Origin of the sequence: Shewanella litoralis (genome assembly GCF_009828585.1) — a bacterium.
Classification (GTDB): domain Bacteria; phylum Pseudomonadota; class Gammaproteobacteria; order Enterobacterales; family Shewanellaceae; genus Shewanella; species Shewanella litoralis.
The window spans coordinates 65278-88357 of record NZ_WSRZ01000018.1; the positions used below are offsets into that span (position 1 = coordinate 65278).

The following is a 23080-nucleotide window of genomic DNA, read 5'->3' on the forward strand; positions in this document are numbered from 1 at the left end:
GTAATTGTTGAAAGAGTATTGGCTTGTTGTGTATGGCACTAATCGTGAAGGGATTAGGTTTTTACAAGTCTGGGTTAATACCATTTCCATTAATTATGTGACCAATCAGAGTCACTCAGATTGTTCAGTTTGAGGCGCATTGTTGAAATAATGGTTATTCCCTTCTAAGACAGGTATAACACCAATATGCAGTTCAATAAGCACATCGTAGCGATGTGCTTATTGATTCAATCATACCGTGGTTCACTCCAGCGTTTATTCAACCGGATATTTGTCTTTGACCGTTAATAAATGAGCGGCTGATGCTGCACGAGCCTTGTCACTGTTACCCGCCATAATGGCACTGTATATTTTGCGATGCTCTTCAATGCAGGTGCTGCCATCTTCAGAGGTGTGATGAATAAAATTGGCAAACATAGTCGTTAAAATATTGCCAAACGGCAAATAGAACACATTTCCCGTCGCGTTAAAAATTAAGCTGTGAAATTGAGTATCTATTGCAATCCATTGTTGCTGATCAAACACATCAGCTTTTGCAATTTCACACATCGTTTCGAATATTTCCGATAACTTCATGCGTTGTTCTACAGTGGCATGACGAGCGGCAAGGGCACAGGCTTCAGGTTCAATTGCACCGCGTAGGCCTAAAAATTGTGAACAGAATTCGTCGTTATCCGAAATGCCATCCATCCATTCTATTAATTGAGAATCTAGAAAATTCCAATAAGCACGCTCAACCACTTTAGTGCCCACTTTAGGTTTAGATTTGAGTAAGCCCTTTGATGTTAAAAGTTTTACCGCTTCTCTCAGCGCTGTGCGGCTAACACCAAATTGTTCGCAGAGGTCAACTTCGCTCGGAATTATGGAATTTTGAGCGAGTTCACCCGATAAAATCTTCCTCGCAATTTCACGAGCAACTTGCACATGCAAACTTCGTTTAGAGCCTGCAATTGATTCAAAATCACCGATCATCATAATCTCTATTTGGATTAATACTATTTAAGAACAACTATACACCTAAAAAATAGCGATACAAACGACTAATCTGTTAAATGTGACATAAATGCTTTTTGTTTAATTTGGGCGATGAATATTGAGAGAATATGTGGAGGGCAACACTAAAAAAACTAAAGGTTAATGTTGAATTTGTACGCTTGGATAACGGTTTAAGCTAATGGGCAAGTATTGATACGACTATTTATTGGTGAGGTTATTCGATACCGATAAACATGACCGTCGTTTAAATTTTCTCTTATTTAGCACAAAAATTAAAAATAGATCTGTTAATTTTTGCTGATTAGCTTAATGTATTTGTATTACTTAATACTTAGGGGCTGATGTTGATTAACTCATCTCTCAATATCGTTGCCAATGAGTGCGAGTCCATCAAGACTGATGGTTATTTTAGGATGGTTAATTCTTGCAGAAAGCAGTTTTAAATTAATCATTTACAAGATTACTAGTTCGAGGGCGTACTGTGTTTTTATCAATGGCATCTAATGCTTATATCAAACGTAATATCTCGTTAGGCTGGCCACTGGCACTCAATGCATTATTAATGCAGTCGATGTTAATGATTGATACTTTGCTGGTAAGCCCTCTGGGTGAAGTGTCATTAGCGGCGATGGGCATTGCTACGACTATTGTGTCGTTTATTTTGGGTATCCAAATGGCGCTGGCCAATGGAACTCAATTGGTGATGAGCCGCGCAGTGGGATCCGCTAGTAAGCAAAAGCTAGCTAACGCATATTGGTCTGGTATGTTGATTAACTTGTTAGTTGCAATCGTGTTCTGGGTATTACTTTCATATTTTGATCAAGATTTGATTCATTGGCTGACCGACAATAAGACGCTGTACGTTGAAGTGGGTGCCTACCTTGATTTTGCAAAATACTTGGTATTATTTACTGCGTTTACCCAAGTGATTACCGCCATGTTCAACGCGTTAGGTCACAGTAAAATACCGTTTAAAAGCTATTTGATTGAGTTGCCAATTAATGCATTTGCTTCTTATTTTTTAATCCATGGTGTTGGAGATTGGTCTGGTTTAGGGGTTGTGGGTGCTGCCATCGGCAGTGTGATTGCAATCAGTTTAAGAATGATTTTTTTATCGGTTTGCTTAAAGTATCAACAAGATCTAGACCTGACCTTTAGCAGCAAAACGGCATTATTTGTAAATAATATGAAGTTGCACTTCATTGAGATATTTCCCGTCGCGGCCAATGTCACTATGTTGTCTATAGGGGCAACGATTTATCAACTATTGTATTCACAACTTTCAATTAATGCCTATGCAGCCATTACCGTATTAATGCCATGGATAAGAGGCGGTACGCAGTTTATCACCTCATGGGCGCATGCATCTGCCATCACCATTAGCCAGGCAATAGGTTCAGCAAAATTAGACAATCTCACTGAGGATGTTGATATTAGCATTAACATGGCGGTGATATTGTCTGTGCTGTCTTGCGGGTTATTTTTGGGGTTAAGCTTTGTTATTGACGATATTTATCCGGGTTTAGATCCCGAAACTTACTTAGCGCTCACCTTAATTGCACCTTTATATATATTACTTCCACTTATTCGTGGCTATAACACTGTGCATGGTCATATATTGCGTGCATTAGGCAAAACCACTGCGGTGTTTAAAATTAATTTTACAGGGCAATGGCTAATCTCAATTCCTCTGTGTGCGTTATTAATTTTGTATTTCGATGCATCCATTTTTTGGGCTTTTGCCGTGATGCCTTTTGAAGAAGCGGTTAAAGCATTTCCTTTTAGATACCTGGCGAGAAAGACGCTAGCCGAATTTGACCATACCCAAGCCCAAAAGCTGATATAGCCGATTTTGTAAATGTTAATCAGCTAAAATTTGGCTCATTGATTTCAATAGCAAGGTCTAGCGATCTAAATTATAATGACCGACTTTTGCTTCAATTTTGCTTACGCATTAATCCAATAATACAGCGTAATATCTGAGGAATACCATTAATTGAAAACATCACTTTTCCTTATCTCAACGGGATTTATGCTGTTAAGTGGTTGCCAAACCGCAGCAGTAAACGATGTAAAATCAGATAAAACCGTCAATAAAATCAAAAAGCCGACAGAGTTTTCCATCCCCAAGTCATTAGTTCGTCGACAATATAAAGAGTCTGGTGATGTATGGGAACGTATCCGGTTTTCTATGGATATGCCTATACCTGACCAGCACTTAGTCAATCGTTATCGCCAATGGTACATTGATAATCCAAAGCACCTTGAACGTATTTCACAGCGCGCTCGGCCTTTCTTGTATTTAATTGTGCAAGAGTTTGAGCACCGTGATTTGCCGATTGAACTGGCGTTGTTACCGATTGTAGAAAGCTCATTTAATCCGCTTGCCTATTCCAGTGCTGATGCCTCTGGTTTATGGCAATTTACCTCACCAATGGCGAGCCACTTTGGCTTAGACATGAACTGGTGGTATGACGGACGCAAAGATGTCCCTGCTGCCACATCTGCGGCGTTGGATATGTTGGAATATCTGTATAAAAAAACCGACAACTGGCTTTACGCTTTAGCGGCATACAATGCGGGCGAAGGTAGGTTGAGAGAAGCAATAAGATATAATGAGGCAAGGGGGCTTGATACCGATTTCTGGTCGTTGAAGTTACCGACCGAAACCAGACAATATGTGCCACAACTCTTAGCCATTGCTGATGTGGTTAAGAACGCTGAAACTTATGGCATAAACCTGAACTCCATTCCCAATAAACCACTGGTAGAGGTGATTGATGTGGGCAGCCAAATCGATTTAGCGGTGGCGGCTAAACTGGCGAAAATACCAGTAACACGACTGCAGAAATTAAACCCAGGTTTTAATCGTTGGGCGACATCACCACAAGGGCCGCATCAATTAGTGGTGCCGGTAAGTAAAGCACATAAGTTTAAGCAGGCGTTAGCCAACACGGATGTGAATGAGCGGGTGAAATGGTACAAATATCAAATCCAAAATGGTGACAATATAACGGTTATCGCGCACCGCCATCAAACCACGGTCGATAAAATTAAAGCCATGAACGATATTAACGGTGATAAAATTGTCGCCGGTAAATTTTTATATATGCCTCATACCGCATCGCAGGTGATTTTAGATGTTGAACTAGCGGCGACGAAATCAGCCGCAAAGCAGACACATCTAAAGCAAGTCGACACAGATCCAGTACAATCGCAACATGCCAGTGTATCTTCATCACCTGAATCCAAGGCAGGACATACTGTTCAGTATGGTGATACGTTATGGAGTATCGCGAGAGTGTATAAAGTCAGTGTCGAGCAAATTATCAGTTGGAATAATATGACCGACAGAGACAAGCTCAGCGTCGGTAAAACACTTAAGCTTTATCAACAGGTGCAACATAACAATCCACAAATGCGCCTATAATTAGCAGAGCTCCCAGATTTAAACTAGAGTAAAATTCTAATTAAAACCTAGATTAACCCCCTAGGTTTTTACTTGATCAATTTGCAAACGTCACAATTGTGGTATTTCAATTGCCTGTTTATTGGGTATATCCATCAATTTTGATAAAAATAAATACCCTACGGCATACTTTTATTGTTTGTTAGTGTAAATTAATTGTATAAATGTATAAGTTTGTTCGTAAAATTTTACATCGACAGATTATTTACGAGGGTATTGCTGCAATGTTGAAATCGAATGTGTTTCCTTATTCTGCGTTAGCGGTTTTATGTGCAAGTTCAACTGTTATGGCACAAGAATCAAATTCATTAGACCTCAGTTTGCAAGAGTTGATGAATGTTGAAGTCACATCGGTTTCAAAGCAAAAGCAGCCTTTATCCAATTCTCCCGCTGCGATTTATGTCATTACTAACGATGCCATCCGCCATTCTGGTGCGACATCCATCCCTCAAGCTTTGCGTGATGTACCCGGCTTACATGTTGCTCAAATTGACGCGCAAAAGTGGGCTGTCAGTAGCCGCGGCTTTAATGGCCGATATAACAATAAACTGTTAGTGATGATGGATGGCCGAACCCTTTACTCTCCTGCATTTTCTGGCGTTTATTGGGAAGTTCAAGATACGTTAATGGCTGATATTGAGCGCATTGAAGTCATTCGCGGTCCCAGTGCTGCATTATGGGGCGCCAATGCGGTTAATGGCGTGATTAATATCATTACCAAACACAGTGCTGATACGCTTGGTGGTTATGCTGAGCTCGGCGCAGGTGATTTTGAGCAAGGTTTTGTTGGCGCACGATACGGCACTAAATTAGCTGACAACGCTAGCTCAAGACTATATATCAAAGGCAATAGTCGTGATTCTTTGGAGCATAACCCTCAAGATCTCGACAGTTCACTTGCTGACGCTGCGACTTCCGTTGATAAAAATAATGATTGGCACCATTTGCAATTAGGCGGCAGGGTAGACATTCAGCTAGAAAACGACACTAGCCTCACCTTAAGCAGTGATTTATATACCAGCAAAATGCATCAAGCATCCAATATCGCATCAATGGATTCGCCGGTGTACCGTGAGTTTTATTCTGAAGAAGTTGAAACTCAGGGGGTTAATTTATTATCTCGATACACTAAAGCGTTATCTGCTACTTCCGAATACAGCCTGCAAATGTATTATGATTTTGCCGACAGAAATGAACAACTTTATCATTTACGGACCAATACCGTCGATATTGATTTTCAGCATCAATTTATCGCAGCTCAAGACCATAATATCGTTTGGGGTTTAGGCTATCGGTATATTAGTGATGATTTAGATATGATGTCTATTTTAACCAGCTTTGAACCCGATTCAACACAAACGAATTTATGGAGTGCATTTGTCAGCGACGAAATTACCATTTTAGACGATGCGCTGTGGTTAACGTTAGCGTCACGGTTTGAGCACAATGATTATACTGGGTTTGAAATTCAACCCAATATTCGATTAATGTGGCAAGTCGATACCAAAAACAGTGTATGGACGTCCATTGCCCGAGCAGTAAGAACGCCGTCTCGTGTAGAAAATAACTTATCAGTTAATGCCCTCAATATTCCACCTTCGGATGTGTCACCACCGGTTAAAGTGTTTGTTGAGGGCAGTGATGATTATCAATCAGAAGAGATAGTCTCTTACGAAATAGGTTACCGTTTTGTACCTGCTAATAAATGGTCTTTTGATACCACATTTTTCTATAATGCTTACGATAAACTGCGCAGTACATCTGATGGCACCACCGATTTCAGCGCTTTCCCTAATTACCTTTCACAATACACCGTTTTTGAAAATCAATATGATGGCTATAACTATGGCGCCGAGTTGTCGTCCATGTGGGCTGTGACTGATTCATTGCAATTAAAGCTCAACTACAGTTACATTCAAAACGAATTTGGTGACATCTTAGGTCAAAATACGCAAGCGCCACAAAATATGGCGTCAACCATTATTGATTGGAGCATGACCGAAAACATTGATGTGAATATTGTCTGGCGTTTTGTTGATAGTACAGAGCTACTCAGCAGCAACGGTACCAGCTTTAAAACCATAGATGGTTATAAAGGAGTTGATTTAGGCGTAGCCTGGGCGGTGACTCCAGAGCTCATGTTGTCGGCATACGGTAAAAATTTATTTTACTCATCACACCTTGAATATGAAGCCGAAAGTATTTTGCTGCCATACCAAGTCGGCCCAAGCTATTTTGTTAAAGCGAGCTTGAGTTTTTAAGCCTTATTTATGAAAAAAGATAACCTGTATCGACCGTTACTTTATTCATTGTTAGCGATAGTGACCCTGTTTTCAGGCCACACAATCGCAGAGGATTCGTTCGACTTAAAAGCGGCTTTTACCTATAACTTTGCCAAATTTACTCAATGGCCTCAAACACGTCTTGAGCAACCTTCTGCCTGGAAAATCTGCTTTTATGGCAATCAATACCGAGAAAGCTTTAAAGGGCTTGAGAATAAAAAGATAGCCACTCACGCCATTTCGGCTATTCAACTCTCAGAAACCAGCCAACTTGATCAATGTGATGTGGTCTTTATCGACTCAGGCTCACGTGAATTAACGCGACGTATATTTTTGGCTGTTGACAGTAAGGCCATTTTAACTGTGTCTGATATTGCTGGTTTTACCTCACAAGGCGGCATGATTGAAATTGTTGAACAAGATAAGCGGCTATTTTTTAAAGTGAATATGCAAGCGTTAGAGCAATCTGGATTAACGATAAGCTCACAGGTATTAAAGCTAGCGCTTGAGGTTAAACGATGAGCATAATCAATTTATCTTCTATTAGAACAAAACTGATAAGTTCAATGCTTGCCATTGCTGTCATCGTAATCGTGATTATTTCTAGTGCGTTAATTAGCCAACAATTCACCATTACCAGGCAAAAAGCAGAGCAAAACTTAACCGTGCTCAGTGATATTGTTGCCAGTAATAGTTTGTCTGCTGTGCTATTTAACGACCCCGATTCAGCTCAGAAAACCTTATCTGCTTTAACTGCTCAGCCCGATATTATTAATGCGGTCATTTATGATCCCCTTGGTGATGTTTTTGCAGTTTATCCGGGCGATAAAAAATATCAAACGGATAAGCAAGCAGAAAACGTGATAGATACACAGACCGGTAATAAGAAACAGATTGTTTTTATCAAAGACAAAGTGCATTCATATACGCCTTTATTATCAGAAGGTGAGTTTGTTGGCATGCTCCACATTACTGACAACATGAACACCTTGACCAAGCAACTTGATGATTACCTGTTGCTAGTGATTTCTGCCAGTGTGTCGGCATTTTTTGCCAGTTTGTTGGTTATGTTCTGGTTACAGTCGTTATTTACTCGGCCCATGAATACACTGTTAGGTGTTATTGAACAAATTTCAAATAATAAAGACTATAGTCAACGTGTTACGATCAAATCTAATGATGAGTTCTCACAACTTGCTGATAGTTTTAACGTTATGATTGCCGAAGTTGATACTCGTGGTCGACAACTCGAAACCATCAACCGTGAATTAGAACATCGTGTTTCTGAGCGAACGTTTGAATTACAGCAAACCTTAGAAATTGCCAAAAATGCCAATCAAGCTAAATCTGAGTTTTTAGCGGTAATGAGTCATGAGATAAGAACCCCACTTAATGGGATCATTGGTTTTTCAGATCTGCTTAAATCTTATGAATTAAATAAAGATGTTAGCCATACCGTTGATATGATCAACGATTCTGCGCAAACCTTATTGGTGTTGTTAAATGAAGTATTGGATTTTTCAAAAATCGACGCCAATAAAATGGATTTAGACATCCGTGAGTTTAATCTACCAGATTTAGTTCATTCAACCTGCCAATCTCATCAGGTTGTTGCACAAAAGAAAAAACTCTCATTTACAATTGATATCGCCCCATTAACGCAATTGAACTATTTAGGCGACCCTGTACGGATCCGCCAAATTATTAACAACTTTATTTCTAATGCGATTAAGTTTACCCGCATAGGTGGCATAAATATCAACGTAAGCGAACAGATCCAAGGTTCTGATACGGTGATAAAATTCATTGTTAACGATACTGGGATAGGGATTTCTGATAATAAATTAGAATCCATTTTCACCCCGTTCACGCAAGCCGATAACTCCATTACCCGCGAGTTTGGTGGAACTGGTTTAGGATTAGCTATTTGCCAGCAACTGATTGTATTAATGAACGGTCGCTATGGCGTTGAAAGCACCGTTAATCAAGGCAGTTCATTTTGGTTTAGTATTCCGCTTGTTGCTGTTAATAGTTCATCTGAGCCCGTCAGTGAACTGTTTAACAGCAATAATGTCAGCGAAGCAGTTTACCGTAAAACGCACGTCCTCGTCGCTGAAGATAACGTCGTCAATCAATTAGTGGTTAAAAGTTTACTGGCATCGTTAGGGCATGAGTGTGAAATCGTCGATAATGGTGAAGAGGCCATTAAACGGGCCAGCGAGAAAAAGTTTGATGTCATTTTTATGGATTATCATATGCCAATAGCCGATGGGATTGCTGCTACTGAAGCGATTACCAAACAAGGTCCTGAGGGTGTAAACTTTACCACGCCCATTATTGCACTAACCGCAGACATTCAACCTAATGTGAAACGCCGTTTTCGAGAAGCAGGCGCCAAAGATACCTTGCTTAAGCCTTTCACTCGACAAACACTCAGTGAGTGCTTAAATAACTGGGTATTTGACTCAATTAAACCACCCGTGCAACAGGATCAATCTAACGATGATGAGCCGCACATCTTTGTGGAAGGCCCACTTAATGACATTATGCAAATATCGCCAGATGATTCAGTGGATTTGGTGAAAACCATTGTTGATATTTATATTAACAGCACGCCTAAATTGATCAGCGATATTACTCAGGGTCTAGCAGAGCGAAATGCCGATCGGGTGTTCAAAGCGGCGCATTCGTTAAAGTCCAGTTCAGCCAATCTAGGCGCGAGTAAAATGCAATCTTTAGCCAGTCAAATTGAGTTATTAGCACGCAATAGCCAATTAGATGACGCCAAACCGTTAGCTGCAACGCTGCAACCTGCATTTCAACAAACTCAACACGCATTAATGGACAAAATTGTGGAGCTGAGTCAATGATGCATAATGTAATACATGATGTCATTTTAATTGTGGATGACGACCCTGTCATACGCATGCTAATGCGCCGAGCATTGAATCCATCGATGACTCATATTCTAGAAGCAAGCAGTGGTGAAGAAGCCATTGAATTATTCCGTTTACATTCGCCCGATCTTATCCTGCTTGATGTCTCTATGGATAAGATGAATGGCTTTGAATGTTGCTCTGCAATTCGCGATATGCCAGAAGGTGATAGCGTTGCGATTATTATGGTGACTGCGCTAGACCAGCCAGAAGACATTAAAAAGGCTTTCGATGTTGGTGCCACTGACTTTATGACCAAACCTGTCAAATGGCCTTTGTTGAATCATAGAATCCACTATGTCCTAAAAGCCAATAAAACCATCAAGGAACTCACTAAAAGTAAAAATAGATTGGCCAGAGCACAAAGTATTGCCCATCTAGGGTCTTGGGAGTGGGATTTTAAAAATCAAACATTAGACTGTTCTGATGAGGTTTATCGCATGATTGGCATGCAACCGCAAGAACGCGAACTCGACTTTGCAAATTTAATCGAAATCGTTCACCCAGACGATCGTGAGTTTTTGACCAAAACGCTCAAAGATGCACTAAAAAACAAACAGCCTTACGATGTAGAGTATCGAATATTACAAGGCAATGGTGACATTATAACCCTACATGACCGAACCGATATCACTGATGATTTTGGCGGTCAGCGTTTAAATGGCACGTTACACGACATTTCTAACCGTAAAAAGTCAGAACAAGAAATTGCCTATTATGCTTATTTCGATACCTTAACTGATTTGCCTAATCGACGTAAGTTTTTGGTCCAGTTAGATTCTTCCATCGCATTAGCAAAGCGCCACGGAACAAAATTAGCATTACTCTTTATCGATTTAGACCATTTTAAACGTATAAATGACACATTAGGACACAAAGCGGGTGATGAATTATTATGCGAAGCAGCCAGACGTATTAAAACGTCCGTCCGTGGGGCTGACGAGCTCAGTATTACCATAAATCATACCGCCTATGATAACGAACACATTGCACGATTAGGCGGTGATGAGTTTACTTTATTACTCACTGAGCTTGATACATTTGACAGTGTCGCCATTATTGCTCAACGCATTATTGATGAGTTGACGAAGCCATTTTTTATCCAAGATAAGCAAACCTTTATATCAGCAAGTATTGGTGTGTCGTTTTATCCAGACGATGGACTCACTGGCGACATACTGTTGCAACATGCCGATACCGCAATGTATGAAGTCAAAAACAATGGTAAAAACGGATACCAGTTTTTTTCTCATGAAATGCACAAATCGTTAATGAATAGATTACAACTAGAGGCCGAACTCAGAGAAGCGATCAGCTTAGGGGATCAACTTCAATTACATTACCAACCTCAAGTCAGCTCATTAAGCGGTAAAGTTGTTGGCTACGAAGCATTATTACGCTGGAACCATCCTACTAAAGGCATGTTGTCGCCATTCGATTTTATCGCTATTGCAGAAAGTAGCGGATTAATTATTCCGATAGGTGAGTGGGCGTTAATTGAAGCCTGTAAAAAAGCCAAGAAAATCCACGCTGCTGACAGTCATTTTACTCGAATGGCGGTAAATTTATCTGCGCTGCAATTTAACCATGCCAACATTGTCGACCACGTTAACAATGCATTGTTGCTAACATCGCTTCCAGCTCATTTACTTGAACTTGAAATAACAGAATCTGCCATTATCAGTAACGTAGACGATGCCATCGCATTATTGTTTAAACTCAAAGAACTCGGCGTTCTTTTAGCTATTGATGACTTTGGTACGGGATACTCGTCACTCAATTATTTAAAGAACTTTCCAATCGACACCTTAAAAATCGATAAGTCATTTGTCGATGGTATCGTTAATAATCAAAAAGATGCTGCCATCGCCCGCACTATAGTCCAGCTCGCACTCAACCTGGGTTTAGGTACAATCGCTGAAGGAGTAGAGCACGAAGAGCAGTATGAATTATTAAAAGCAATGGGATGCAATGATTTACAAGGCTATTTGTATGGCAAACCACTCGCGCTAGAATAGTTTTAATATGGAGAATAGTTTACTTAATAGCAGATAGTGCAGACTATTCTAGTGCATTTACATCGAGAGGTCATAAAATTTAGATATTAAAAAACCAACTTTCGTTGGCCTGAATTTCTTTTTAAGAAATGGTACACCCGAGTGGACTCGAACCACCGACCCCTACCATGTCAAGGTAGTGCTCTAACCAGCTGAGCTACGGGTGTATTGTTTGACTTGTAATAAAATCTCACCTTTTAAACTCTGTGAAAGAGTGGTACACCCGAGTGGACTCGAACCACCGACCCCTACCATGTCAAGGTAGTGCTCTAACCAGCTGAGCTACGGGTGTATTGTTTACTTTTAATAAAATCTGACTGTTTATACTCTATCAGAAGAGTGGTACACACGAGTTGACTTCTCTTTGTTAGAGAATACCGACCCCAACCGCCAGCATTCAAAAGAGTAGGTAGTGCTTCTCTTTTTTACCAGCTGAGCTACGGGTGTATTGTTTACTTTTAATAAAATCTGACTGTTTATACTCTATCAGAAGAGTGGTACACACGAGTTGACTTCTCTTTGTTAGAGAATACCGACCCCTACCGCCAGCATTCAAAAGAGTAAGTAGTGCTTCTCTTTTTTACCAGCTGAGCTACGGGCGTATTGTTTACTTTTAACAAAATCTGACTGTTTATACTCTATCAGAAGAGTGGTAGACCCGAGTGGACTTCTCTTTTTTAGAGAACACCACCACTACCGCCAGCTTTCAAAAGAGTAGGTAGTACTTCTCTTTTTACCAGCTGAGCTACGGATGCTTTGTTTGAAGTAAACATTAATTACGTTTTGCTTCAAATCGGTCGCTATAGTAAGTGGGATAGCCTACCGCTTGCAAGCAAAAAAAACAATTTTATGACTAAATGGTGATTTGCTGTGCAACTTGATTCAAGGTTAAGCAATCTACATGGTTAAACCTTGAAAATGTTGCCCTAATTACCCAATCTGTTGAAACTCAAATCCTTTCTTTTGTATGTACTTTAAGCGGACAGCAAACAATATAGCGGCTACGGTTAAACCGGCGATTAAACCAATCCAAAATCCATGTGCACCAATTGGCTCAACAATGATGTTTGTATAACCTAAAATATAGCCCGTCGACATACCCACAAACCAATATGAAAACAGCGTAATGTAAAATGCACTGCGGGTGTCTTTATAACCGCGTAAAGCACCTGCTGCGACAACCTGGACAGAATCCGATATTTGATAAAAAGCTGCAAGCATCATTAAGCTGCCAGCTAATGCAACCACTTCAGGGTTGTCGTTATAAAGCAAAGCGATTTCATGTCTGAATGTCACCGTTAATAATGCAGTACAAACAGCTAATACTAACGATAGTCCTAATCCGACTCTGGCAACTAACGCTGCAATTTCTGGTTGATTACGGCCAAGGTAGTAACCTATACGGATTGAAACTGCAATGCCGATAGATAACGGCAACATAAATACAATAGATGAAAAGTTAAGCGCAATTTGATGGCTAGCGACGACATTAGCGCCCAAAGGCGCAAGAAAGAGTGCAATCACCGCAAATAAGCTCACTTCAAAAAACAAAGCCATTGCGATTGGCATACCGAGTTTTGTCATTGACCACATGCTGGTTAAATGCGGACGGTAAAACTGCTTAAAGGGTTCAAGTTCTTTAAAAGTCTTATCGACCAACATATAAATAATCATCGCGGCTAACATTGCCCAGAATACTAATGCTGTTGCAACACCACATCCTGCGCCGCCCATTGCGGGTATACCGAAGCCACCATAAATGAAGATATAATTAGCAGGGATGTTTACCGCTAAACCAACAAAGCCAATTATCATGGTTGGCATAGTGTAAGAGATCCCTTCACTGCACCCACGTAAAACTTGATAAAGTACAAAGGCAGGAGCACCCCATAAAATAGCATCGATATAACCCACAGTGAGCGCGTGTAATTGCGGTTCTAAATTCATCAAATCAAGTAAATAGGTAGAAGATGCGAGAAAGATCATCACACCGATGCCGCCAATTATGGCAATATAGCCAGCCTGAAAGATAAGAGATGGGATCACTTTTTGATTATTTGCACCATGGTGTTGAGAAAACACAGGTGTAAAAGACATTAATAAGCCTTGAACAAATAAAATGGCAGGTAACCAAAGACTAGTACCTACAGCCACAGCAGCCATATCGACTGCACTCACTCGACCCGCCATCACAGTATCGATAAATCCCATCATGGTCTGAGTCACTTGGGCAATAAGTACTGGAAGCGCTAATTTTATTAAGCGCTGAATTTGAAAACCTGTATTATTCATTAAAAAGCCTATTATGGAACGAGAGAAATATGTTTACTGGTATAGTTCAAGCCACTTGTGAAGTGGTCTCGATACACAAAGCAGCAGGACTTAACACCTTTGAGGTCGCGATGACACCAAAGTTGACACAAGGATTAGTAACAGGCGCAAGCGTAGCCAATAACGGCGTTTGTTTAACAGTAACCAAGATACTAAATGATAAGGTTTTCTTCGATGTAATGGAAGAAACATTAGCCCTAACTAACTTAGGTAATACCAGTGTCGGTGACCACGTCAACATTGAACGTTCTTTGACCTTTGGAACCGAAATTGGTGGTCATATTTTATCTGGACATGTGCATACTCAAGCAACTGTAAAAGCCGTCAGTAATACTGCCGAACATTATAATATTGAGTTACAAGTCGACTCTAAATGGATGAACTACATTTTTTATAAAGGTTTTGTTGGCATTAATGGATGCAGTCTAACAGTAGGTAAGGTGAGTGATAGCGGCTTTATGTTGCATTTGATCCCTGAAACATTGAAATTGACAAATTTAAGTCAGTACAAAGTTGGCGATAAGATTAATATTGAAATCGATAGCCAAACACAGGTCATTGTCGATACGGTTGAGCGGATACTAGCAAAAAAGCAATTGCTTAATAATTAAGCTAGTAGTAGATGTTAAGTGATGAGCATATAGTGCTTTAGGTATGCTCATCTACTGTGGTGGTTATACCTAATAAATTTGCTCATCATCTGAATCGACATGCAGCTCAATCATCCGTCGGTTATCATCTAAATGCATCCGGATATGAATAGGGTTACAACAAATACGGCAATCATCGTAATATTCTTGATCGCCAGCACTCGCGTCGATAGTGACATGTTGATGATGACCGCAATGCGGACAACAAATTGTTCGTGACAATAATCTCATTGTAAAACCTCCCACATATATTGTTATAAACAGTATAGTTGGCTTCTGTTATTACAGTTCATCCATTAGATTGATTTTTCTTGCATCAAAAATATTGAGGCAAACTTTGAATGGTAGTTTTAAGTTAAATATTATCCATATATATCAATAGTATTTATGCTTAATAATATTCACTCTTATAAATCTATTTATCAAAAAACACGGTGTATATCGCTGTGTTAATAGCTAATTGCTTGTATTTACATGTAAATAATATTGAATAACCAGAGTACTTACTGACAATATTTAATCAGATTTTCAGTCGATTTAAACTGATGCGATGGTTAATGACACAAAACGGTTAAATAATGGCGTTATTTAGCCTTTAAGGTTGCGCCCTAAATGGCTTATCACATAGAATAACCACCACGTTTATGGGTAACTAAGACTCCTGTACTGTCTTGATTTCATTAACGTGTCTCTCGTTCCAAAAGAACATACTTAATTACCATGTGGCCCTACGTGTGGGTCACCACTGGACAAGGACATTTCATGCCTATTATTACATTGCCTGATGGCAGCAAACGCGAGTTTGCCAATCCTGTTTCAACTCTTGATGTTGCATTAGATATCGGCCCTGGTTTAGCCAAAGCGTGTATCGCTGGCCGTGTTAACGGTGAGCTAAAAGATGCAACAGACTTAATCACAGCAGATTCAGAGTTAGCTATCATTACGGCTAAAGACGACGAGGGTGTTGAAATCCTTCGCCATTCTTGTGCGCATTTGTTGGGTCACGCGATCAAACAAATGTGGCCTGAAACAAAAATGGCAATTGGCCCTGTTATCGATAACGGTTTTTATTACGACATCGACCTGGACCACAAATTAACGCAAGATGATATTGAAGCACTTGAAAAGCGTATGCTTGCACTTGCAAAAACCAATTATGATGTCGTTAAGAAAGTGGTTTCATGGCAAGACGCGCGTGACGCATTTAGCGAACGTGGCGAAGACTATAAAATTGCTATTGTAGATGAAAACATCAGTAAAGATGCAACACCAGCACTGTATCATCACGAAGAATACGTTGATATGTGTCGTGGACCGCACGTACCGAATATGCGTTTTTGTCAAAACTTCAAATTAATGAGTGTCGCGGGTGCGTATTGGCGTGGCAACTCTGATAACAAAATGCTGCAACGTGTATACGGGACAGCATGGGCAGATAAGAAAGCCCTTAAAACTCACTTAGTGCGTTTAGAAGAAGCAGCCAAACGCGATCACCGTAAAATTGGTAAGCAGCTAGATTTATATCATATGCAAGAAGAGGCACCAGGAATGGTGTTTTGGCATAATGACGGCTGGAGCATATTCCTTGAACTTGAAAAGTTTATTCGCCAAAAATTGGGCCAATACACCTATCAAGAAGTGAAAGGGCCATTAATGATGGACCGTTCATTATGGGAACGCTCAGGTCACTGGGATAAATACTCAGAAGCCATGTTCACAACAAACAGTGAAAGCCGTGAATATGCCATTAAGCCAATGAACTGTCCTGGCCACGTGCAAATCTTTAATCAAGGTTTAAAATCGTACCGTGACCTGCCATTGCGTATGGCTGAGTTTGGTTGTTGTCATCGTAACGAGCCATCGGGTTCATTACACGGATTAATGCGCGTACGCGGATTTACTCAAGATGACGCGCATGTATTTTGTACCGATGATCAAGTGCAACAAGAAGTGAGTGCATGTATCCAAATGGTATATGACACTTACGCCACGTTTGGTTTTGAAAACATCGTTGTTAAATTATCAACACGCCCAGAAAAGCGTATAGGTGATGATGCAATGTGGGACCGTGCAGAAGAAGCACTTAAGCAAGCTTTAGCCGCAAATAATATTAAATATGAAATATTACCAGGCGAAGGTGCGTTTTATGGCCCAAAAATCGAATTTACCTTACATGATTGTTTAGATCGTGCATGGCAATGTGGTACAGTACAGCTCGATTACGCATTACCGACTCGTTTAGGTGCTACTTATGTCGCAGAAGACAACAGTCGCCAGACGCCGGTAATGATCCATCGTGCTATTTTAGGTTCATTAGAACGCTTCTTAGGTATATTGATAGAAGAATACGCAGGTAAATTCCCAACTTGGCTTGCTCCAATGCAAGTCGTTGTAATGAATATTACCGATAAACAAGCTGATTATGTTGAAGAAATCGTTAAATTCTTCAAAGAACAGGGTATTCGAACATCTTTTGACTTGAGGAATGAGAAAATAGGCTTTAAAATACGCGAACACACACTAAGACGTGTGCCTTATTTGTTGGTCGTTGGTGATCAAGAAATGGAAAATAAGGAAGTCGCGGTGCGTACACGTGACGGTATTGATTTAGGCAAGTTAAAACTAGAAGATTTCGCCTCTAAAATACGTCAACAAATTTCGCTCCGTAGTCTCAAATTGTTGGAGGAATAGGTCATAAAGATCAAAAGAACAGCAGGGCGACAGCCAGCCCCTAATAGAATCAATGATGAAATCACTGGTGTTCCTGAAGTCCGTTTATCGGATTTAGAAGGTGAAGCAATTGGTATCGTTAGCATTAAAGAAGCTCAGAGTATTGCAGATGAAGCAGGCGTTGATCTCGTAGAGATTAGCCCTAATGCTGAGCCTCCGGTCTGTCGCATAATGGACTACGGTAAGTTCCTTTTTGATAAAGCGAAAGCTCAAAAGGAACAAAAAAAGAAGCAGAAACAGGTCCAGGTTAAGGAAATAAAATTCCGTCCCGGCACTGATGAAAACGACTATCAGGTAAAACTACGCAACCTGATTCGTTTTCTAGAAGATGGTGACAAAGCGAAAATTACGCTGCGTTTCCGTGGTCGCGAAATGGCACACCAAAACCTAGGTATGGATCTTTTGAACCGTATCAAGGCTGATTTGGAAGAGTATGCGGTTGTCGAATCTTTCCCGAAAATGGAAGGTCGTCAAGCAATTATGGTGCTAGCACCTAAAAAGAAATAGTAGGGCAACCTAAAGTAGCAAAAGTCTCTTGAGGCTTTTGCTCGCCTTACGTTTATTAACGTCCCAATGCGGAGTTTTAGAAATGCCTAAAATGAAAACAGACAAGGGTGTACAAAAGCGTTTTAAGAAAACCGCTAATGGTTTCAAGCGCAAACAAGCACACTTACGTCACATTTTGACCAAGAAGAGCACTAAGCGTAAGCGTCACTTACGTGCTAAATGTTTAGTTGCTAAGTCTGATGTGCCAGCAATTGCACGTCAACTACCATACGCTTAATTAAAGGAGAGATAAACAATGCCTAGAGTTAAGCGTGGTGTAACCGCTCGTGCTCGTCACAAGAAAGTACTTAAACTAGCTAAAGGTTATTATGGCGCTCGTAGCCGTACTTACCGTGTTGCTGTTCAAGCAGTAACTAAAGCTGGTCAATATGCTTACCGTGACCGTCGTCAGAAAAAACGTCAATTCCGTCAATTATGGATTGCACGTATTAATGCGGCTTCACGTCAAAATGGTCTGTCTTACAGCCGTTTCATTAACGGTCTGAAAAAGGCGTCTATCGAAATCGATCGTAAGATTTTGGCTGACATCGCTGTTTTCGATAAAGTTGTATTTGCAACTTTAGTTGAAAAAGCAAAAGAAGCATTAACTAAGTAATTAGTGAAACGCTTTGGAAAAAGGAGCCTTCGGGTTCCTTTTTTTATGCCTAAAATTCAACATGCCGCTCCAATTTACAATGTCTGTCCGCCTTAGTTCGATTTTCAGTTTAATTAACACACTATCTTATCTACTGTGAAAATCATACGCTAAACACCGTCTTTAAAGCACGGTATTCAAAACAAAGCCTGTTTAACCGTTATCGCAAAAATGAATATAATCCCAATATTAACCGACGTAATCAGATGCAATATTGTTAAAATGTCATCAAGCTTAATCATTTTATTGCGATATCCTCAAACTTTATCAATTTAATTTATTGATTGTGACTTTTTATCTCAACAATCAAAAATCTCACTACTCAGCTTGCCGATACAATGGTATAAATAAGCCAAATATGTCTCTTCCCTCACTTAGGATAGTTGTAATGATCTTTTCTGACGTAACGCTTGCTCCAGCGGACCCCATTTTAGGCTTAACAGATGCATTTAAGGCCGATACTCGCGCACACAAAGTCAACCTAGGTGTTGGTATTTACAAGGATGAGGCAGGGCAGACGCCTGTGTTGAAATCAGTAAAAAAAGCAGAAGCGATTTTACTTGAAACAGAAATGACCAAAAACTATTTAGGCATTGAAGGCGTTCAAGCTTATAACCTAGTTGTTCAAGGTTTATTGTTTGGTGAAAACAGTCATATCGTTAGCGAGAAGCGTGCCGCAACTGCACAAGCCCCAGGTGGAACAGGTGCACTGCGTGTTGCTGCTGAGTTTTTAGTTCGTAATACTCAATCTTCAACGATTTGGGTCAGCAACCCGACATGGGCCAACCACCAAAATATTTTTGAAACAGCAGGTTTAACGGTTAAAGAGTATCGTTATTATAAAGCTGAAACCCACGACATGGATTTTGATGCAATGCTGGCCGATCTTAGCCAAGCACAAGCAGGCGACGTGGTGTTATTACACGGTTGTTGCCATAATCCAACCGGCATCGATTTGTCATTAACGCAATGGGCTCAAGTGGCTCAAATTTGTTTAGACAAACAGCTTTTACCTTTGTTTGACTTTGCGTATCAAGGATTTGGTGCGGGTATTGATGAGGATGCTCAAGGCTTACGCACTGTTGCTGCTGTCGTGCCTGAACTGCTCATTGCTAACTCATTTTCCAAAAATTTCGGCTTGTACAATGAACGTATTGGTGCTGTAACTGTGGTAGCAGAAGATGAAAAATCGGCCACAAACAGCTTTAGCCAAATCAAAAAAACCATTAGAGCAAATTACTCTAACCCTCCTGCACATGGCGGATTAATTGTCAGTACTATTTTGGCCAATGCAGAACTACGTCAAGAATGGGAAACTGAGTTAACTGAAATGCGTCTGCGTATTGCAGAGATGCGTACATTGTTTGTTAACAGTTTAAAAGCTGAAGGTGTTGAGCAAGACTTTAGTTTTATTTCACGTCAAAATGGTATGTTCAGTTTCTCTGGTTTAGACAAGCAGCAAGTTGCGCGTTTAAGAGATGAGTTTGCCATTTACATTGTTGGATCAGGTCGAATTAGTGTTGCAGGCTTAACAAAAAACAACATGCCAGCAGTGTGTAAAGCGATAGCACAAGTATTGTAAGACCCAATACATTGATTAAGGCTGCATTAGCAGCCTTTTTATTTATGGTATTTAATCAGTCATGTGCATAACTGTATTCATTTTTAAATCAGGCATTTGTCGTTGAGCTAAATGAAATTGACATACCCGTTCAATCGCTTCTGCTAAAGCCGCTTTATCATGCAAACCTGGATGATGCTGACTAACCAAATTAAATTGATTGAAACGCACTTCTTCGCAGTAATGACTTGCAAGCATTTGTTTATCGGCATGTTGAATAACATCAACAATCACTTTTTTACCGATGATTTGATTTAACCAAACAATTTTATCCTCAATACTAAAGGTACTGGCGGGTGAATATTCAGCGGTTAAGTTATCGATAAGGATGACATGTGCATTTGAGTTTCTAATACTCTCAGCGATTTCAGCAATGAGTAGTGGAGGTAGAATACTCGTTAAAAAACTACCAGGTCCCAAAATAATTAACTGTGCTTTTTCAATGGCTAAACAAGCCTCAGATGTTGCCTGCACCAGCGGTTCAAGTGATAAAGCAATGGGTGCCTCGGTCATACCATCAACATTTAACTCGCCAAACACTTTAGTACCACAATGACTCAGTGCAACTAAATGCGTTGAAGCTTCTGACATCGGGATAATTTGCGTTTCAATTTTTAATATCCCCCGAATGAGATTAACAGCATCGAGTGGGCGAACGCACAATTGGTCAAGCGCGTGTAGCACTACATTACCTAAATTATGCCCTGCAAGTTCATTGTTACCGGTAAAGCGGTGATCAAATAGCATTGAGCCTAAAGAAGGGCGAAGAGCTAAATGCGATAAACAATTACGTAAATCGCCCCAGGCGATAGTTTGTTGGTCTTGTCGTAACCTGCCTGTGGAACCGCCATTGTCTGTAGTGGCAACAATACCGCTTAATTTAGGGCCTAAAAAAGCGAGTGCAGCAAGTATTCTGCCTAATCCATGACCGCCGCCGATGGCCACGACATGATCGATATTCAATAATTGTTGATTCAACATAGCATTAATCTCAAGTCCGTGAGTGTTGAATGTGACACGGCGAATAATAAGTAAAGGATGCGCGCCGCAAAATATAGCCTTGATTCTAACTGTTTAGTGACATTAACGTGTAATTAATTTTAAGCTTTCGTGAACATAGAGCTATGATGAAGCTATGAACATGAAAGGCAATCGACTTTAATGAATCAAAATGGTTTTAAGGTTATAATTCTTCAGTTAAATAAAGCATAAAATAAGGCAGGTACGTTTGAAGCTAGGCAGTATTGGTCAAATGACATTTGCGTTAGGATTAGCCGTAATCACATTACTAGCCATTAGAGTATTTTTTATACCTAACGCCACATCTCCAGCACCCCGTTCCGCTTTAGGGCAATTGCAAAGTCTTGAATTAGGCAAAATGCCAGATTTTGCCAATATAGAAGACATCTCGACTAAAAAATCCACATTCTTTAATTACTTACGCCCAGCGATTGAAGCACAAAACCAAATTATTATTCACGAGCGACAATTTTTGCTCGCGATGATTGAACAAATAGATAACGGGATTGGTTTAAGCGAAACAGACATTGAACGTTTACAGTCGATAACGGAAAAATACCAATATGCCGTCAAATCATATACACGCACAACATTAATACCATTACTCAAACGTATTGATATTATTCCTGTCGATATGGTGCTCGTGCAGGCGGCAAACGAGAGTGGTTGGGGGAGTTCGCGTTTTGCAGTTGAAGGCAATAATTTTTTCGGCCAATGGTGTTTTTCACAAGGTTGCGGCTTGGTGCCATTAGCACGAGACAATGATAAAAATCATGAGGTTGCAGTTTTTGATTCACCAAAGGACTCAATCATTGCTTATATGATTAATTTAAATACCAATCAAGCTTATCGGCTATTTCGCTCCATTCGTGCTGATTTACGTGCACAAAAAATAAAACCAACTGCAGAGAAGTTAGTATTCGGGTTGATTAATTATTCAGAGCGCAAAGATGAATACATTGATGAACTACTGGAAATGCTAAAACATAACAAATCTTTTTTAACAGGAAACCAAGCCAATGCTTAATCGTCCGCTACGTCATGGATTATTTATATTAACGGCCGCTTTTGTTGCCAGTAGCAGCGTTGCTGAAACCGTTTCACTTGAGTACGTTGGCTTTTATGATCGTTTAAAGCAAGTGAACAAACAAAATTATCAGCTTGTTGAGCTCGCTTTTAGTGTTCCAGTGACCACTGATTGCACTATCACCTCTGGTAGTATCACAACAGAAAATGAAACATACCCATTAACCTATACTGCACAACAACGTTTATTCATTCCTTACGATGCGCAATTAAAATCAGATCGTGGTTTGGTCAATATCGAAGTTGCTGGAGATGCGAGTCAATGTGCTATTGCCATGCAAGTGCGCGCGCGCTCAACACAGCAACAATATACACAAGCAGAGTTACTTGCGCTCAATGCTGATATGAATCGTTTACTTGATGGCTTACAAGGTTTTCCGATGAAGTATTTTCGTAAGCCAATTGACGGCATTACATTTGAGTTTTTAACTGACAATATTTTTATCACAGTCGATGATGTGCAACAATCGTCCAGTGGTAAGTTCACACTGACCCTGGATCAAATTAATCAGTTACACCAGATTTCATTTAGTGAAAAACCAAACGTGGTGAGCCCTTTGGTAATCCAGTAACCACTGCCTGACAAATAAGACGATATCGGTGTAATGGATTAAACCAAAAAAGGCGTTGAATTAAATCAACGCCTTTTTTTGATGATTACAAAGATAAATTAACCTGAGCTCGGGTTAAATTAAATCAGC

The 23080-nt window shown here is 40.1% G+C and carries 18 protein-coding genes and 2 tRNA genes; 14 read left to right on the plus strand and 6 right to left on the minus strand.

Annotated elements, in window-relative coordinates; all coding sequences use genetic code 11:
* Positions 1-255: 255 nt before the first annotated feature.
* Positions 256-975 carry a FadR/GntR family transcriptional regulator gene (locus GQA99_RS14575; protein ID WP_229785911.1) on the minus strand — a complete coding sequence of 240 codons (720 nt, stop codon included), beginning with the start codon at positions 973-975 and terminating at the stop codon, positions 256-258.
* Positions 976-1477: 502 nt separating this feature from the next.
* Between GQA99_RS14575 and GQA99_RS14580 the strand changes: the two genes are divergently transcribed.
* From GQA99_RS14580 to GQA99_RS14605, 6 genes are all read left to right on the plus strand, one after another.
* Entirely contained in the window at positions 1478-2842 is a 1365-nt protein-coding gene (locus GQA99_RS14580) for an MATE family efflux transporter (protein ID WP_229785912.1), read from the plus strand.
* A 150-nt stretch (positions 2843-2992) separates the two neighbouring features.
* Positions 2993-4426, plus strand: coding sequence for a LysM peptidoglycan-binding domain-containing protein (locus tag GQA99_RS14585; protein WP_160054830.1), 1434 nt, complete (start codon positions 2993-2995; stop codon positions 4424-4426).
* Between the two features lie 263 nt (positions 4427-4689).
* Positions 4690-6726: a TonB-dependent receptor plug domain-containing protein gene (locus tag GQA99_RS14590; RefSeq protein ID WP_160054831.1), complete on the plus strand. Its 2037-nt coding sequence runs from the start codon at positions 4690-4692 to the stop codon at positions 6724-6726.
* A 9-nt stretch (positions 6727-6735) separates the two neighbouring features.
* Positions 6736-7269 (plus strand): YfiR family protein, encoded by a 534-nt coding sequence (locus GQA99_RS14595; protein ID WP_160054832.1) that lies wholly within the window; start codon positions 6736-6738, stop codon positions 7267-7269.
* Complete coding sequence (locus GQA99_RS14600) at positions 7266-9617, plus strand: ATP-binding protein (RefSeq protein WP_160054833.1); 2352 nt, start codon at positions 7266-7268, stop codon at positions 9615-9617. Before GQA99_RS14595 ends, GQA99_RS14600 begins: the two co-directional genes overlap by 4 nt.
* Positions 9614-11701 carry a two-component system response regulator gene (locus GQA99_RS14605; RefSeq protein WP_160054836.1) on the plus strand — a complete coding sequence of 696 codons (2088 nt, stop codon included), beginning with the start codon at positions 9614-9616 and terminating at the stop codon, positions 11699-11701. The genes GQA99_RS14600 and GQA99_RS14605 overlap by 4 nt, the downstream gene beginning before the upstream one ends.
* 129 nt (positions 11702-11830) lie before the next feature.
* Here the strand turns inward: GQA99_RS14605 and GQA99_RS14610 are convergent.
* The 3 genes from GQA99_RS14610 to GQA99_RS14620 form a co-directional block, all read right to left on the minus strand.
* Positions 11831-11907: transfer RNA gene (locus GQA99_RS14610), tRNA-Val, on the minus strand.
* Positions 11908-11955: 48 nt separating this feature from the next.
* Positions 11956-12032: transfer RNA gene (locus GQA99_RS14615), tRNA-Val, on the minus strand.
* Between the two features lie 638 nt (positions 12033-12670).
* Positions 12671-14032: an MATE family efflux transporter gene (locus GQA99_RS14620; protein WP_160054839.1), complete on the minus strand. Its 1362-nt coding sequence runs from the start codon at positions 14030-14032 to the stop codon at positions 12671-12673.
* A gap of 29 nt (positions 14033-14061) precedes the next feature.
* On the opposite strand from GQA99_RS14620, the gene GQA99_RS14625 reads away from it, so the two are divergent.
* Entirely contained in the window at positions 14062-14682 is a 621-nt protein-coding gene (locus GQA99_RS14625; protein WP_160054842.1) for a riboflavin synthase subunit alpha, read from the plus strand.
* Positions 14683-14751: 69 nt separating this feature from the next.
* Here GQA99_RS14625 and GQA99_RS14630 read toward each other — a convergent pair whose 3' ends face one another.
* Positions 14752-14952 carry a CPXCG motif-containing cysteine-rich protein gene (locus GQA99_RS14630; protein WP_160054844.1) on the minus strand — a complete coding sequence of 67 codons (201 nt, stop codon included), beginning with the start codon at positions 14950-14952 and terminating at the stop codon, positions 14752-14754.
* Between the two features lie 531 nt (positions 14953-15483).
* Here GQA99_RS14630 and thrS point away from each other — a divergent pair.
* The 5 genes from thrS to GQA99_RS14655 all read left to right on the plus strand — a co-directional run bounded on the left by thrS (position 15484) and on the right by GQA99_RS14655 (position 20234).
* On the plus strand, positions 15484-17412 hold the full coding sequence (thrS, locus tag GQA99_RS14635) for a threonine--tRNA ligase (protein ID WP_160054847.1): 1929 nt from the start codon (positions 15484-15486) through the stop codon (positions 17410-17412).
* A gap of 3 nt (positions 17413-17415) precedes the next feature.
* Complete coding sequence (gene infC, locus GQA99_RS14640) at positions 17416-17958, plus strand: translation initiation factor IF-3 (protein ID WP_160054931.1); 543 nt, start codon at positions 17416-17418, stop codon at positions 17956-17958.
* An 82-nt stretch (positions 17959-18040) separates the two neighbouring features.
* A complete protein-coding gene (gene rpmI, locus GQA99_RS14645) occupies positions 18041-18235 on the plus strand; it encodes a 50S ribosomal protein L35 (RefSeq protein WP_011865828.1) in 195 nt (64 codons plus the stop codon).
* An 18-nt stretch (positions 18236-18253) separates the two neighbouring features.
* Complete coding sequence (gene rplT / locus GQA99_RS14650) at positions 18254-18613, plus strand: 50S ribosomal protein L20 (protein ID WP_011637486.1); 360 nt, start codon at positions 18254-18256, stop codon at positions 18611-18613.
* Positions 18614-19040: 427 nt separating this feature from the next.
* The gene (locus tag GQA99_RS14655) at positions 19041-20234 is read left to right on the plus strand and encodes an amino acid aminotransferase (RefSeq protein ID WP_160054850.1); all 1194 of its coding nucleotides are present in this window, start codon (positions 19041-19043) and stop codon (positions 20232-20234) included.
* Between the two features lie 51 nt (positions 20235-20285).
* On the opposite strand, the gene yvcK is transcribed toward GQA99_RS14655, so the two are convergent.
* Positions 20286-21254: a uridine diphosphate-N-acetylglucosamine-binding protein YvcK gene (yvcK, locus tag GQA99_RS14660; RefSeq protein WP_160054853.1), complete on the minus strand. Its 969-nt coding sequence runs from the start codon at positions 21252-21254 to the stop codon at positions 20286-20288.
* A 247-nt stretch (positions 21255-21501) separates the two neighbouring features.
* Here yvcK and GQA99_RS14665 point away from each other — a divergent pair, with 247 nt between their 5' ends.
* Together GQA99_RS14665 and GQA99_RS14670 are read left to right on the plus strand one after the other, a co-directional pair.
* Complete coding sequence (locus GQA99_RS14665; protein ID WP_160054856.1) at positions 21502-22320, plus strand: glucosaminidase domain-containing protein; 819 nt, start codon at positions 21502-21504, stop codon at positions 22318-22320.
* Entirely contained in the window at positions 22313-22951 is a 639-nt protein-coding gene (locus tag GQA99_RS14670; RefSeq protein WP_160054859.1) for a DUF2987 domain-containing protein, read from the plus strand. The genes GQA99_RS14665 and GQA99_RS14670 overlap by 8 nt, the downstream gene beginning before the upstream one ends.
* Positions 22952-23080: the final 129 nt, after the last annotated feature.

Bases quoted from the DNA above. Each gene is read 5' to 3' on its own strand.
- GQA99_RS14575 (WP_229785911.1), bottom strand. From the start codon at position 975: ATGATGATCGGTGATTTTGAATCAATTGCAGGCTCTAAACGAAGTTTG.
- GQA99_RS14590 (WP_160054831.1), top strand. From the start codon at position 4,690: ATGTTGAAATCGAATGTGTTTCCTTATTCTGCGTTAGCGGTTTTATGT.
- GQA99_RS14595 (WP_160054832.1), top strand. From the start codon at position 6,736: ATGAAAAAAGATAACCTGTATCGACCGTTACTTTATTCATTGTTAGCG.
- GQA99_RS14600 (WP_160054833.1), top strand. From the start codon at position 7,266: ATGAGCATAATCAATTTATCTTCTATTAGAACAAAACTGATAAGTTCA.
- GQA99_RS14605 (WP_160054836.1), top strand. From the start codon at position 9,614: ATGATGCATAATGTAATACATGATGTCATTTTAATTGTGGATGACGAC.
- GQA99_RS14620 (WP_160054839.1), bottom strand. From the start codon at position 14,032: ATGAATAATACAGGTTTTCAAATTCAGCGCTTAATAAAATTAGCGCTT.
- GQA99_RS14625 (WP_160054842.1), top strand. From the start codon at position 14,062: ATGTTTACTGGTATAGTTCAAGCCACTTGTGAAGTGGTCTCGATACAC.
- GQA99_RS14630 (WP_160054844.1), bottom strand. From the start codon at position 14,952: ATGAGATTATTGTCACGAACAATTTGTTGTCCGCATTGCGGTCATCAT.
- thrS (WP_160054847.1), top strand. From the start codon at position 15,484: ATGCCTATTATTACATTGCCTGATGGCAGCAAACGCGAGTTTGCCAAT.
- rpmI (WP_011865828.1), top strand. From the start codon at position 18,041: ATGCCTAAAATGAAAACAGACAAGGGTGTACAAAAGCGTTTTAAGAAA.
- rplT (WP_011637486.1), top strand. From the start codon at position 18,254: ATGCCTAGAGTTAAGCGTGGTGTAACCGCTCGTGCTCGTCACAAGAAA.
- GQA99_RS14655 (WP_160054850.1), top strand. From the start codon at position 19,041: ATGATCTTTTCTGACGTAACGCTTGCTCCAGCGGACCCCATTTTAGGC.
- yvcK (WP_160054853.1), bottom strand. From the start codon at position 21,254: ATGTTGAATCAACAATTATTGAATATCGATCATGTCGTGGCCATCGGC.
- GQA99_RS14670 (WP_160054859.1), top strand. From the start codon at position 22,313: ATGCTTAATCGTCCGCTACGTCATGGATTATTTATATTAACGGCCGCT.